General features: G+C 66.2%; 13 protein-coding genes. 3 read left to right on the forward strand and 10 right to left on the reverse strand.

Annotated elements, in window-relative coordinates; genetic code table 11:
• Nucleotides 1-39: 39 nt before the first annotated feature.
• Nucleotides 40-1,635, reverse strand: coding sequence for an MFS transporter (locus tag BM372_RS11200; RefSeq protein ID WP_090955214.1), 1,596 nt, complete (start codon nucleotides 1,633-1,635; stop codon nucleotides 40-42).
• Nucleotides 1,636-1,971: 336 nt separating this feature from the next.
• Between BM372_RS11200 and trxB the strand changes: the two genes are divergently transcribed.
• Nucleotides 1,972-3,009: a thioredoxin-disulfide reductase gene (gene trxB / locus BM372_RS11205; RefSeq protein WP_256214206.1), complete on the forward strand. Its 1,038-nt coding sequence runs from the start codon at nucleotides 1,972-1,974 to the stop codon at nucleotides 3,007-3,009.
• Nucleotides 3,010-3,062: 53 nt separating this feature from the next.
• Here the strand turns inward: trxB and BM372_RS11210 are convergent, their stop codons facing one another.
• The 4 genes from BM372_RS11210 to BM372_RS11225 all read right to left on the reverse strand — a co-directional run bounded on the left by BM372_RS11210 (nucleotide 3,063) and on the right by BM372_RS11225 (nucleotide 7,509).
• A complete protein-coding gene (locus BM372_RS11210) occupies nucleotides 3,063-4,478 on the reverse strand; it encodes a DUF998 domain-containing protein (RefSeq protein ID WP_090955215.1) in 1,416 nt (471 codons plus the stop codon).
• A gap of 279 nt (nucleotides 4,479-4,757) precedes the next feature.
• The gene (locus BM372_RS11215) at nucleotides 4,758-5,273 is read right to left on the reverse strand and encodes a universal stress protein (RefSeq protein ID WP_090955217.1); all 516 of its coding nucleotides are present in this window, start codon (nucleotides 5,271-5,273) and stop codon (nucleotides 4,758-4,760) included.
• Between the two features lie 105 nt (nucleotides 5,274-5,378).
• Entirely contained in the window at nucleotides 5,379-5,894 is a 516-nt protein-coding gene (locus BM372_RS11220; protein WP_090955219.1) for a flavin reductase family protein, read from the reverse strand.
• Between the two features lie 208 nt (nucleotides 5,895-6,102).
• The gene (locus BM372_RS11225; protein ID WP_090955222.1) at nucleotides 6,103-7,509 is read right to left on the reverse strand and encodes an aminotransferase-like domain-containing protein; all 1,407 of its coding nucleotides are present in this window, start codon (nucleotides 7,507-7,509) and stop codon (nucleotides 6,103-6,105) included.
• Between BM372_RS11225 and BM372_RS11230 the strand changes: the two genes are divergently transcribed.
• On the forward strand, nucleotides 7,508-8,521 hold the full coding sequence (locus BM372_RS11230; protein ID WP_090955224.1) for a DMT family transporter: 1,014 nt from the start codon (nucleotides 7,508-7,510) through the stop codon (nucleotides 8,519-8,521). The two genes, BM372_RS11225 and BM372_RS11230, sit on opposite strands and share 2 nt — an antisense overlap.
• A 103-nt stretch (nucleotides 8,522-8,624) precedes the next feature.
• Nucleotides 8,625-9,290 (forward strand): FMN-binding negative transcriptional regulator, encoded by a 666-nt coding sequence (locus BM372_RS11235; protein ID WP_090955226.1) that lies wholly within the window; start codon nucleotides 8,625-8,627, stop codon nucleotides 9,288-9,290.
• A 121-nt stretch (nucleotides 9,291-9,411) separates the two neighbouring features.
• Here the strand turns inward: BM372_RS11235 and BM372_RS11240 are convergent, their stop codons facing one another.
• The 5 genes from BM372_RS11240 to BM372_RS11260 all read right to left on the reverse strand — a co-directional run bounded on the left by BM372_RS11240 (nucleotide 9,412) and on the right by BM372_RS11260 (nucleotide 13,628).
• Nucleotides 9,412-9,780 (reverse strand): hypothetical protein, encoded by a 369-nt coding sequence (locus BM372_RS11240; RefSeq protein ID WP_090955228.1) that lies wholly within the window; start codon nucleotides 9,778-9,780, stop codon nucleotides 9,412-9,414.
• A 73-nt stretch (nucleotides 9,781-9,853) separates the two neighbouring features.
• Nucleotides 9,854-10,576 (reverse strand): SDR family NAD(P)-dependent oxidoreductase, encoded by a 723-nt coding sequence (locus BM372_RS11245; protein WP_090955230.1) that lies wholly within the window; start codon nucleotides 10,574-10,576, stop codon nucleotides 9,854-9,856.
• Between the two features lie 19 nt (nucleotides 10,577-10,595).
• The gene (locus tag BM372_RS11250; protein WP_090955232.1) at nucleotides 10,596-11,363 is read right to left on the reverse strand and encodes an SDR family NAD(P)-dependent oxidoreductase; all 768 of its coding nucleotides are present in this window, start codon (nucleotides 11,361-11,363) and stop codon (nucleotides 10,596-10,598) included.
• A complete protein-coding gene (locus BM372_RS11255) occupies nucleotides 11,353-12,741 on the reverse strand; it encodes an MFS transporter (RefSeq protein WP_090955234.1) in 1,389 nt (462 codons plus the stop codon). Before BM372_RS11255 ends, BM372_RS11250 begins: the two co-directional genes overlap by 11 nt.
• Nucleotides 12,741-13,628 (reverse strand): polysaccharide deacetylase family protein, encoded by an 888-nt coding sequence (locus BM372_RS11260; RefSeq protein ID WP_090955236.1) that lies wholly within the window; start codon nucleotides 13,626-13,628, stop codon nucleotides 12,741-12,743. The genes BM372_RS11255 and BM372_RS11260 overlap by 1 nt, the downstream gene beginning before the upstream one ends.
• Nucleotides 13,629-13,664: the final 36 nt, after the last annotated feature.

Consider the following 13,664-nt stretch of genomic DNA (forward strand, 5'->3'; position numbering starts at 1 on the left):
GCTCTGTGGCGAGGCTCAATCCAGGAACGCGGGCGAGGCTCAATCCAGGAACGCGCCTTCACCCGTGCCGGCGGCCTTAGGATCGGGAAGCCGCATCATGCGGAATGAGATGAGGAAGCCGGCCGCACTGGCGAGTACCGGAATGAGCAGACCTATCTGCAAAGCGGTGGGCCTGGCCTCCGTGTTGATGCGGATGATTTCGGCCTGGATGTCCGGCGGCTGAGTGACTAGGAGTTCCTCGAGCTCGGTGTTGCTGAGAATCTGCGCGTCTTCTTCTAGCACCTGCGCGACCTGCTGCTGCTCGGCGGGCGGGAGCACCGTGCTCGACGTCGCCATGCTGGTGAAGATGATGGAGAGCGATGCGAGCATGATGGCCCCGGCAAAGGCGAGCCCGAACGACAATCCAAACGAGCCAGCGGCCGAGTTCACGCCGGCGGCCTCACTGACGCGTTCGTCTGAGATAGGGGACAAGGTGTAGTTGTTCAACTGCGACACCAGCAGCCCGAGACCGCAACCAGCAATGACCAGCGGGATCAGGAGCCACCAGCCAGAGTCCGCGCGGGGCACGACCGGCAGGATGGCAATCAGGCCCGCCATCAGGAGGATGAAGCCCCACCTGATGATGCTGGCCGGTCGTCGCGCTCCGGCCCGCCTGCCGGCCAGCAGGGCTACGGCGAACATGCTGAGCGAGAGCGGCGAAATGGACAATCCTGCCTGCATCGCGTTGTATTCGAGCACCATCTGCAGGTAGATCGGCAACACGATCATGGTGCCGCCGAGCGCAATCTGCTGGAGCATTTGCTGCGTGGCGCCCAACCGGAAGGCAGGCGCCCGGAGCAGCTCCGGATCCAGGAGCATGGCCTTGTTGAGTCGCTCTCGGCGCTTCAGCCAATAGACCAGACTGCCCAGGCCGGCCATGCCGATGATGATGAGGGCGCCTACAGCCTCGCCGCCTTCCTGCCAGACCAGGATTCCGAGGACGACGCCGCCCATGCCCACGACGGATAGGACCGATCCAACGACGTCGAACTCCCGGGGTCCCGTATAGGGCACGTCTTTGACGAGCTTGATTCCGGACAGGACAACCGCGATGATCACGGCTTCCAGCAGGAAAGCGACGCGCCACGACAGGAACGTCGTGATGAAGCCCCCGAGCAGGGGCCCGACGGCGGCGGCGATCGCCGCAGATGCCCCGACCAGGGCATAGACCCGCTTTCTGGCCGCTCCGTCGAAGTTGCCGTGGATCAGGGACTGCATGGCGGGAAGCAGGAGCGATGCGCCAAGGCCACCGATTAATGCCCAGAAAATGAGGATCGGCACAATGCTCTGGGCCAGCGTCATGGCGATGGCGCCTACGGCATACCCGCAGAGGCCCAGGACATAGGCCCGTTTGCGCCCGATCAGGTCACCGACTTTGCCGCCGATCAGGATGAAGGCGGCCGAGACAAGGGCTTCAAGGGCGATGGCCGCTTGGAGGTCACTGACGGTGCTGTCGATGTCTTTGACCACCGCGGAGATCGAGACGTTCATGATGGACGTATCGACCACCAGCACGAACATGGCCATCCCCAGCAGCAGCGCGAGTTTCTGGTTGAACTGCACTGGCTCGTTACCGGCGTCGTCGCGGGTACTCATCGCGAGTCTTTCCCCCGGCTAAACGCGTCCGGAGCTGATTCACGACCCGACATGTCGCCTCCTATGGCTCGACCGGGCAGACGCACACGGAGGCGTGGTTCTGCAGGAATGCGTCCTGGCAGAGCCCACCGAAATGCGATGTCGATGCCACGCTAGCTGTACGGGGTCCGGAGGGAATCATTCCCGGCGGGTGAGGTTTCTGCCCGGCCCTGCCGGGTTCGTACCGCAGGCGGCCCCTGGCTGGCCTCGAGGGGGTCTTGATCGAAGCCCCCGACCTTGTTGCACTGGTATATGGGCCCGGCGGGACCCAGCAACCGGCATCGAAGGAGCCAGACCGTGAGCGCAGAATCCCCTAATTCAACGCCATCCAACGCTGCACCGACGAACACTGCGGCAACCAATACGGAACAGCTGATCATCATCGGATCGGGTCCGGCTGGCTACACCGCGGCCATTTACGCGGCCCGCGCCGGGCTCCAGCCGCTCGTCATCGCCGGGGCGGTCACCGCCGGGGGCGCACTCATGAATACCACGGAGGTGGAGAACTTCCCAGGCTTCCCGGGTGGGGTCCAAGGTCCGGAACTGATGGACGGCCTGCAGCAGCAGGCCGAGAAGTTCGGTGCCCGCGTGATGTACGACGACGTCACCGAGGTCCGTCTCGCCGGTCACCTCAAGCGCGTGGTCACCGGCGGCGGCGAGACCTACGATGCCCGGGCGGTCATCCTGGCCACGGGCTCCGCGTACAAGGAACTGGGCCTGCCCGAGGAGAAGAAGTTCAGCGGCCACGGTGTCTCCTGGTGCGCCACCTGCGACGGTTTTTTCTTCCGCGACCAGGACATCATTGTGGTCGGCGGCGGGGACTCCGCGATGGAGGAGGCAACCTTTCTGACCCGCTTCGGAAAGTCCGTGACCGTGGTGGTGCGCAAGGGTGAGCTGCGCGCCTCCCGCATCATGGCGCAGCGGGCTAAGGACAACCCGAAAATCACGTTCGCGTGGCACTCTGCCGTCACGGCAATCCACGGCGACGGCAAGGTCAGCGGCGTCACTCTGACGGACACTCGCAGCGGCGAAGTACGGAAGCAGCCAGCGACCGGACTCTTCGTGGCGATCGGACATGTCCCCCGGACCGAACTGCTGACAGGGCAGGTGGAGCTGGACGCCGAGGGGTACATCAAGGTGGACTCGCCCACCACCTGCACCAATCTCACCGGCGTCTTCGCGTGCGGGGACGCAGTGGACCACCGCTACCGTCAGGCCATCACCGCCGCCGGGACAGGGTGCGCCGCGGCCCTCGACGCCGAACGCTACCTCGCCGCGCTCGACGACGCGGACAGCATCGCCACCGCGCTGGTCGAAGAGCCCACCCACTCGTAGACCGGCGCCGGACCTTCCTGCGCCGGCCCGGTACCGCGCCGGTCCGGTACCGCTCAGGGCTCGCTCGCTGTCTTGTCGGCCTTCTTGTCCGTTGCCGTGGCAGCAGACGGGTCCGTGCTGTCGCCCGGTTGCGGTCGCGGTCGTGCCAGCAAATCCGCGTCTTGTTGGTCAGCATGTTGCCGGTAGGCGTCATAGAGGGACGTGTCCTTCGGCGCTGGGCCATTTTGTTCACCGCCGTACAGGTCAGCGTCTTGCCGGTACGCGTCGTACAGGGCCGTGTCCTGCTGCGCGGCCTCGTACCGGTCCGCCTCCTGCTGTTCAGCGTCGTACCTGTCGGCGTCCTGCTGTTCAGCGTCGTACCGCTCGACGCCCTCCTGTTCAGCGTCATACAGGACTGCGTCCTGCTGCTCCGTGTCATACAGGGCCGCGTCATACTGGTCAGCATCGACGGCGGCGAGGTTGCGAATCAGCACGATGAGCCAAGAGAAGATCAGCGAAGCGGCGATGAGTTCCACCGCCGTCAGGTTGTAGTAGCCGACCGGGAACCACAGGACGGCTGCGGCGGCGATGACCGCCAGGAAAACCCAGCCGAGCAAGCCGAAGGTCGCGGAGATCGAGGGGACGAGTTTTCGGATCCGGGCAACCAGCATGCCAAACACGATCGCCATGCCGGAGGCGAACAGCGTGTGGATCCAGAAGCGCTTATCGACGGGAAACAAACCCACGCCGGCGAGGAAGACGCCAAGAAGGACGATGTCGCCTTCAAGCCACCACACGCGGTGGAGAGCAGGCTTGGTGTCCGCGGTCGCTCTAAGGGTCGACGTCGAATATCCGGCCAGGGTGGTGATCACCACGCCAGCGACGATCAGCGTGACGTTGAACGCCACCCCGGAGATGTCCGAGCTCGCGCCGAGGGCGCTGAGATGCTCCTGCCACCACAGGGGGTCCTGTGCCGTTAGCATGCTTGTCAGTATGCCGGTGACGAGGAAGACGGCCAGGAGTGCTGCGAGCCGGTACGCGGTCATGCTCAGCGCGGTCAAGTACGCGATGTACGCACTGATGGCTCCTGTGGTTCCGATAAGGATGGCAGCGGCAACCGGGTAGAGGACAGCACCGATGAAGGCCTGCTGGAAGAGCGCGAAGAGCGCCAGCCAACCAACGAGAAAGGTGCAGGCATGGGCCAGCGCGAGGGCCGCGATGTCGATCGCGTTGCGAATCCGGCCGTCGCGCCGAACCTGCGGCGCCACGGCCGGTCGATGTTGAAGGCTGCCGGCCACGACAGCCACGGCACCGAGAACAGCCGTTCCGAGTGCTGCAATTTCGCCGGCCGAGCCTCGTCCGGACAGCGGAACAGGTTCCCGCCCGACGAGCAAGAACGCGGCGGCGCCCAGGACGATAAAGGCCCCGCTGCCGATATAGAGAGCCCGCGCCTCGGAGGTGACCGCTGCGGGTCGGTTCAGGTCTGCCATCACTCACTTCGCTTCGCCCGGAAGGGCCGGTGCAGTTCCGCCGTCAGCGGCAACTCCTTGTGCACGTCTTTGTGCACGAGCAAGCGGCCGCGGGCTTGGTCCCCGTCCGGATCGTCCGACCCAAAGCCGTCCGACACCGGCGTTATCCCAACGATATGACGCGCGTGTTCCCGGGCCGTCACCCGGAACGGATGAAAGCTGGATGACGGTCGGTGCAGCCGTGACCGGCGTCGGGTCCCGTCCCGCTACCGGACGGGCACCTCTTGCTTGGCCGGTTGATTATCGCCCCGTGTGCGGAACGATCAGAACTGGTCTGGCCTGCAGATGTGTCAGGGAAACGCTGACCGAGCCCTCCAACATCCGGCCCATCCGGGCAACGCGCCCGGCCCGCTGGCCGCCGACTATCAGCGCCGCCGCATCGGTGCTTTCCGCCAGCCGGGCAAGGGCCTTGGCGACGTCCCCGTTCAGCACCCTGAAGGACCATGCCCCGCCGGGCGGTCCGAGCACGCCCTCAAGTGCGGCCAGCATCTGCCGGGCGGGGAATTCGGCTTCAAGATTTTCGACGGGGTCCAGAGAGATGGCGGCCCTGGACCCGTCCGGCTCCCACTCGGTGAGATAACTCGCCGGATCGACGAACGCGCAGATCAGGTGGACCCCCATGATGACGGCCAACCCTGCGCCGGCCCTCACCAACCGCACTTCGAATTCCCACGGCACCCCGAGAACCAGCGGACCGCCGGGCCAGATGCCGGCACCGGCCTGCGTAAAGTCACCCGGCGATTCCTCGGATCCCATCAGCGCAGACCCACGGCCGTTCGCCGTCTATGCCCGGGGGTGCGCAGGGAACTCACGCTTTCATTATGGCCACTCCGTGCCCGGCGCGCGAAGGCCCGGCCGTCGTCATGCCACGCCCTCCAGTGCCCCGTCCCGGGACTGCACGCCGAAGTACTCGCCCTTGAAGAAGAGCAGCGGCTCGGCATCGGCGCGGGCGCTCAGGGACCGGACCGCGGCAACAACGATCGTGTGGTCGCCGCCGTCGTACTCCTGGTGAAGTTCGCAGTCCACCCAGGCCAGGGCCTGGTCCAGGACGGGGTTGCCCAAAGGCGAGAGCGAGTAGTCAACACCGGCGAATTTGTCAGTCCCGGAGCGGGCGAACTGGCCTGCCAGGTGCTGATGTTCGACCGGAAGGATGTTGACGGTAAAGCGTCCTGCCTCGCGTAGCAACGGCCAGGTGCAGGAGGAACGTGCGGGGCTGAAGGTCACCAGTGCCGGATCCAGCGACAGCGACGCGAACGACTGGCACGTAAAGCCGACCGGACCGTGCCTGGTTCCTGCGGTGATCACGGGTAGGCCGGTGGCAAAATGGCCCAAAATGGTCCGCAGGCGGCGCGGGCTGAGGTCTGAAGGTTCAGTCATGGCGGGTCCTTTCGAAGCGAGTTCCCTAAATCAACCACTGGAACCGCCGGTTCCCAACACCGGATGAAACGAACGGACCTGCGGGGAAACACGGCTTCACTGCGCGAAGCTTGGCGTAAAGAAACCGGGCCGGATCCGGGCCGCCGGCCACTTCGCCAGCGTTCCTTCTTGGCCGTCAACGCGCAGGTGCCACAACCGCGCAGGGCCCTCAACGGCGTTCGAGCACCCGGCCGAGGATCCGCGCTCCCTCCTGGAAGGCACCCGGGTTCGGTCCGGCGTAGTTGAGTCGGATGTACGGCCCCGCCGGTTCGGCCGGGAACCACTCGTCACCGGCGGCGACGATGACCCCCTCTGCCTCGCAGTCACGGACGAGTTGGCCGACGTCGGTCCCGTCGGGCAGCCGGGCCCACAGGTTCAGACCGCCCCTGGGCACGTGTTCAACATGCGCCAGCGGGGCGTATTCCCGCAAGCTGCTGACCAGCAGGTCCCGACGGGCCTGGAGCTGGTGGCGCAGCCCCCGCAGGTGGGTTTGCCACCCCGGCTGGGTCACGACGTCGAAGGCGGCCGCCTGGAGCACCCCACTGACATACATCGACTCGGCTCCCCGGGCGGCAAGGATGCGGTCGCGCGCAGGGCCGCGGGCAATCATCGCGGCGACCCGGATGCCCGGGGAGACGCTCTTGGTCAGCGAGCGGAGGTAAACAACATGGCCGGAATCGTCATGGACGGCGAGGGGCGTGGCGTCCGTGGTGATTCCGAAATCATGGGCCCAGTCGTCCTCCACGAGGAAGGCTCCGTGCCGGCGCACAACATCCAGCACCTGCGCGCCTACGTTTGCCGACCACTGGGCGCCGGTGGGATTCGCATAGTTCGGCTGCGCATAGAACAGCCGTGCGCCTGTCTCGTCAAAGGCGCGGGCAAGCTCCTCGGGGTCGGGGCCCTCGGGACCGCTCGGCACCGGAACCACCCGGACGCCGGCCTGCGCCGCGGCCAGGATCGCCCCCCAGTACGTCGGGGATTCCACCAGCAGCGGTTGCCCGCTGCCAACCAGAGCGCGGAACACGGAACTGAGCCCGCTCTGGCTGCCCGGGAGCACGATCACATCGCTCGTTGCCGGCGGCGTGACACCGACCGGCGTGGAGGCCCGCAGCTCGTGGGCAAACCAGGACTGCAGCTCGGGCAGGCCCGCGGCGGGCGGCGGGGACAAAGCGGCGTCACTGCGGGCGGCCCGGGCCAGGGCCGCCCGCACCAGCCGCTCGGGCAGGAGTTCGCGGTCCGGATAGCCGGAGTGGAACGCGATGACATCGTTCGGCGCGCTGCGCATCGCCGTGGAGACGGGGCGGAGCGGCGCCTGCGGTGAGCCCAGCGCCGCCGTCTGCCAGCCGTAGTCCGCCGGCCGCGCGGTCCGAACGGCGCGCACGAAAGTTCCGACGCCGGGGCGGCTTTCGATCAGGCCCTGCGCGGTGAGGGCGCGGAGCACCTTCTGCACGGTCACGGGGCTGGCCTGGTGTTCGGCCACCAAGGACCTCGTGGAGGGCAGCCGGGCGCCAGGTGCGGCCCCAGCAATCCATTCCCGGAGCTGTGCCGTAATCCTCAAGGTGCTATCGTTGGACATGAAAGACCATAGTAGCGCTACTGCACTTATTGGCCAACCGTTATCACCTCGACCGCCGACCGGGCTGTGGTGGGGACTACTCGGCGTCGCAGCATTCTCCTTCACGGTGCCGTTCACCCGACTGGCCGTCGCGGGGCTTTCCCCCTTGTTCATCGGATCGGGCCGGGCGGTCCTCGCGGCTGTTCTCGCCGCATGCGCTCTCGCGTGGACCCGGCAACGCCTGCCCCGCGGCGCCCAATGGGTGCGCGTCGCCGTCGTGGCCGGCGGCGTGGTGATCGGATTCCCGCTGCTGACCTCCTTCGCCCTCACCTCTGTTCCCGCCAGCCATGGCGCCGTCGTCATCGCGCTGCTCCCGGCCGCAACGGCAACGATGGCGGTGTTTCGCGGTCACGAACGTCCGCCCGCCACGTTCTGGGCGATCACCGGCGTCGGCGCGGTTGCGGCCATCGCGTTTGCAGCGGTGCAGTCGGGCGGGATCGGACAACTGCACCTGGCGGACCTGCTGCTCTTCGGCGCGGTCGTGGCGGCGGCCATCGGCTACGCCGAAGGCGGCCTGCTTGCCCGGGAGCTCGGCGCGTGGCAGACCGTCTCCTGGGCGCTCGTCCTCGCCTCTCCGCTCATGCTGTCACTGGCGGCCTACTCCACGGCCGCTCAACCACCATCCGGCACTGCTGTGCAATGGGCGGCCTTCGCGTACCTTGGGGTCGTGAGCATGTTTCTCGGCTTCTTCGCCTGGTACCACGGCCTGGCCATCGGTCCTATGGCGCAGGTCAGCCAGATCCAACTGGTCCAGCCTGTACTGAGCATCTGCTGGGCCGGGCTGATCCTAGGCGAGCACCTGACGTGGACCACCATCGTCGGCGGCGCCGCGGTGGTTCTCTGCGCGGGTCTGGCCGTCCGCTCCCGGACAAGGCCGCCGGGAGCTACGGCAACGACGGCTGCAGCGGCGCCGGCGCTGGCGCGAGCCCACGCCCAGGTGCAGGCCCAGACGATGGAGCATCAGTCCCGCTGACCGCCCGCCTCCACCCGACCTCTTGGTAGCACCCCGCATCCCGGACCTCGCCTACCACGCCCCGCATCCAGCACCCGATCCCCGACCCGAAGGGAAGATCTCCGTGTACATCCCCGCACACTTCGCCGCCACCGCCGACTCCGTCCAGGACCTGCTGACCCGTCCGGCCGCGGCCAACCTGATCACCGCGACCCCCAGCGGAATGCTGGCCACACTGCTGCCCTTTGTCTTCGACCCCACGGCCGGTGAACACGGCACACTGCACGGCCACCTCGCCCGCAACAACCCCCAATGGTCAGAACCCGCACTCGGCGAATCGCTCGTCATCGTCCAAGGCGCCGACGCTTACATCTCACCGTCGTGGTACGCATCGAAGGCAGAGCACGGACGCGTCGTTCCGACCTGGAACTATTCCACCGCCCACGTGTACGGCAACCTCGTCATCCACGACGATCCGGCCTGGCTCGCCAGCCATGTGCGGCGACTGAGCGATCACAACGAAGCCGGCTCCGAGCACCCTTGGAGCGTCGACGACGCCCCGGAGCCCTACATCGCCGGACAGCTGCGCGCGATCGTCGGCGTCGAGCTTCTCATCACCCGGATCGAGGCAAAACACAAACTCAGCCAGAACCGGCCCGACGCCGATATCGACGGGGTGGTGACCGGGCTGCTGGCCCTGGGGCAGACGGCAAGCGCTGCCGACGTCGAGAAGGCCCGCCCGCAGGCGCGTCGCCGGCACGCCGGAGATCCGTCCCGGCCCCCGGCCTGAACCCGGAACGGCGTTCGAGTCCTGTTTTTCGCTGCGCTTGCGGAGCGGCGACCCGAAAAAGGTCCGGCGCTGCGGGGATCCCCGCTGCGCCGGACCTTTTTCGTGTCACAGGGCCGTTTCCCTAGCGGATCCCGCCGGGCTCTCGGGTCATGCGCTGACCGAGTTGCAGGACCCGCAAGGATAGGTCCCGCTCCTCCGCGCTTACTTCATCCATGTCCGCGATGATCGCCAGGGTATCTGCCTCACCGGGGGCATTAGAGCCGGCCGAAACACCGGAGCCGTCCTCGGCATGCTGCAGGTCCTGCGGCCATGCTCCGGGCCTACCCCGCAGAACAAGGGACCACAGGGCTTCCACGGTCGAGACGGCTTCGGTGGCGCCCGTTGGTCCCGAGACCAGCCAGCCGCCGCTGGTGGCGCCCACTTTGGGGGCTCCCGGCCATGACCGGCAGACACTGTTGATCGTTTGGGCGACGATGAGGTGCTGCCGCATCGTTCGAACCGCTCCCAGCACGGGGTCGCTCACCACGCTTCGTCCGCAGGCACCGCACATTTGACCGGTTCTCCTAGGGCATCACATCGCCGGAATTTGGCCCCAGCGTCTGGCCGACATACAGGTTGCCGCCCGGATCGCTGGCGAGAAGCAGCGCGGTCGGGGCGACCTCTGCCGGCAGCCCAAAACGCAGCAGCGGGAGTCCGGCACGCTTCGCAGCCTTCCATTCCTCGGAAATGCCGTCAACCAGGGGCGTCTCAATGGGGCCCGGGGCGATGCTGTTGACCAGTACGTTGTCCGCAGCGGTTTCGAGGGCCAGGGCCTTGGACAGTGCTACAACGCCGGCCTTGGCGGCGCTATAGTGGCTGAGACCGGTCCCGCCCTTGATGGCCAGCTGGGATGCGATGTTGATGATGCGACCCCACCTTTGCTGCCGCATCGCGCCCACCACCTCCCGGCAGCACAGGAACACGCCTGTCAGGTCCACGGCAATCGTTTCGTTCCACATGGCCAGGGTCATGTCTTCCAGGGGCGATTCCGTCAGCAGGCCAGCGCTGTTCACGAGAACGTCAATGGTCCCCAGCTCGGAGCGTGCGGCGGCGAAGGCCGCCCTGACGCTCGCCTCATCCGAGACGTCGACGGCGATGGTTCCCGCCATCCCCGACCTATCCAGGACCGCGACTCTGTCACCGCTGGCGGTGAAGGCGTCGGCGATGGCCTTGCCGATGCCGCTGGCTCCGCCCGTGACCACGACGGCGCGGCTCTCCGCGAATCGGGAGGCGTCAGGATTGTTCATGCTTGTCCTTCCGGGCCTTTCAGGCACGCATCTTGATGGTGAGACCGCCGTCGACGATGAGGGACTGCCCCGTAACGTAGACGGCGTCATCGGAGGTCAGGAAGCCGATCACGCTGGCAACCTCCTGAGGCCGTCCAACGCGGCCCCAGGGGATCTCCAGCCCGGCGCGCTGCAGGCCCTCGGGCCCTAGGGAGTTCACCGGGTCCAGGGACTGGGGGGTTTCTATGAGTCCCGGGATCACGGCGTTGGCGCGGATGCCGCGCGGCCCCAGCTCTGCGGCAACGCTGCGGATCAGCCCGAGGACTCCGGCCTTGGCGGCGGCGTAGTGAGCGTGTTCCTCCCAACCGTAGACCCCGCCAGCAATCGAGGAGACGGCAACCATTGCCCCGCCATCGGTCATCTTCGCAGACCCCGCGCGCAGGGTCCTCAGCACGCCGGTGAGGTCGACGTCGAGCATGTCGTGCCAGCGCTCATCGGTCATCTGGTCCAGCGGCGAGTTGCGCAGGATTCCGGCATTTGCCACCGCGTAGTCGAGACGGCCGTACTCGTCGACCGCGCGTTGGGCGAGAGAGTCGACGGAGGGAGTACTGCGGACATCCACTTCGTGGACGACTCCCTGCCCGCCGGCGTTCTTGACCAGGCTCAGGGTTTCTTCGGGATCGTGCGGGTCACCAGGAAAGGTCCCGATCACCGAATGTACGCCGCGGTGGGCGTAGTGGACCGCGAGGGCCCGTCCAATGCCGCTGGCCGCTCCTGTGATCACGGCCACCCTGTTCTCAGGCGTCATGGGGATGATCCTCGAGCAGGGCCTCGACCGGCGGCTTCGCGGCGATCATCAGGAGGCCGGAGAACAGCGTTCCGGCCGCGCCGACCCAGAGGGCGGCGGCACCGGTTCCTGCGCTGGCGGCTGCTGCCGTGAACAGGAAACCGCCGAGAATGGTGCCGGGCTGGCTCATTGCGCCGATGAAGGCTGTGCCGGTGGCGCGGCAGCTGACGGGGTAGCACTCGGCCATGAAGTACTGGATCGCGGCGTACGGTCCGACCAAGAAGAACAGTCCGGCACCGTAGGTCAGGATGATCATGAAGGAGCTCTCGGCGAGGGGGCTGAGCATGATGGTGAACGAAATGCCGGAGAGAATCCAGCCGCCGATGATGGTCCGCTTCCGGCCGATCTTATCGCCGAGCCACCCGTGGAAGACATAGCCGAAGTACGCCAGCCCGTTGATGACGATCAGCATCCAGAAGGCGTCAGAAAGTTCCACCCCCTTGGCGTTCTTCAGGACGGAGCTGCCGAGAATGCTGAAGATCAGGATGCCGAAGAAGTTGAAGATCCAGGCCAGCGAGAAGACGATCGTGTTCCGGCGCAGGTGCGGCTCCCAGATGCGCTTGAGCGGGGCCGCGGAGGAGTGCTCGACGCCGAATGCATGGGCCAGGGCGTGGGCTTCCTCGGTCTTGTCGCTCTTCTCGAGTTGGGTCAGCTTGTGGTGCAGTTCGAACTGCGGCGTTTCCTTCAGTTTCTTTGCGATGAGCCACACGATGATTGCTGCCGGAACGGTCGCCATCAGGTACAGGGCGCGCCAACCGAGGGACGGAAGGAAGACTAGGGCGAGGGCGCTGGCGAGCAGGAAGCCCAGCGGCCAGCCACCCTGGATGAAGGAGTAGTGGAAGCCGGGGCGCTTGCGCTTGTCGGCGACTTCGGTGACCTGGTAGACCTCGTTCATGTAGGTCGCGTTGACGGCCTGCTCCGAGAATCCGAGCCCGCCGAAGGAGCGGACCAGCACCAGCAGGCCGTTGCTGAGAAACGGGATTCCGGTCGGGATCAGGGCCGTCAGGCCGGAGACAATGGCGGTTCCGCCGATAGTGGTCATCATGCCTTTGCGGCGGCCGAGCCGGTCAATGACGGGGCCGATTCCGAAGCAGACGATGGCGGTGCCGACGGCGATCCAGGTGTTGATTGCGTAGGCTTCGGTCGCGGTCCAGCCGAATTCCTGCTGCATGGCCGGCAAGAGGGTGCCGAAAAGCCCGAAGTCGAACACGGCGACGGTCCAGGCACACAGGGCCAGGACGGTGGCAACGGTCGTGTTGTGCTTGGAGAATACCGGGAACCGGCGCTTCTCATTGGGTCCGGGTTGCGTCAGGTCGACGGCCGGCTGCTGGATGGTCATTACTGGTTTTCCTTTCTTGGGCTGCGGGCGAGGAAGGAGTCCGCGATCTGGTCGAACGTCAGCCAGCTGACGCCGTCGTGGGAGTTGATGTGTTCAATAAGGCGCTCGAGCATGAGCAGGACCTGGGGGCGGCCCGAGACGTCCGGGTGGATGGTCATGGTGAAGGCGGCCTGGTCCATTTCCCGGTACACCCAGTCGAACTGGTCCCGCCACATTTGTTCGATGTCCCGGGGGCTAACGAAGCCGTGGGAGTTCGGGGCCGCCTTGATGAACATCATGGGAGGAAGGTCGTCCAGGTACCAATTGGCCGGGATCTCGACGAGGTCGGTTTCCTCGCCCCTGACGAGCGGCTCCATCCAGGTCTCGGCGGCTTTGGTGTAGTCGATCTTCTTCCAGCTGTCGCCGACCCGGACGTAGTACGGCTCGAAATCGCGGTGCATCAGGGAGTGGTCGTATTTGATCCCGCGTTCGAGGAGGATCTCGTTGGTGACCGGGGAAAATTCCCACCACGGTGCGACATAGCCCGTGGGACGGCGACCGGACACTTTTTCAATGAGTTCGATCGACCGGTCCAGAATGGCGGTCTCCTGCTCACGGGTCATGGCGATGGGGTTTTCATGCGAGTAGCCGTGCACGCCGATTTCGTGCCCGGCGTCGACTATCATCCGCGTCAGGTCCGGAAAGGTCTCAATCGAATGGCCTGGCACGAACCAAGTGGCCGGCAGGCCGTACTTCTCGAAGAGACGAATGAGGCGCGGGCCGCCGACCTCACCGCTAAACAGGCCGCGGGAGATATCGCAGGGCGAGTCCTCGCCCCCATAGGAGCCGAGCATTCCGGCAACAGCGTCCACGTCCACACCGAACGCGACTTGGATGTCCTTAGTCATGAGATCAACCTTTCACTGCGCTTTTTTGTTGAGGTT

Origin of the sequence: Arthrobacter sp. ov118, assembly GCF_900116495.1 — a bacterium.
GTDB lineage: Bacteria > Actinomycetota > Actinomycetes > Actinomycetales > Micrococcaceae > Arthrobacter.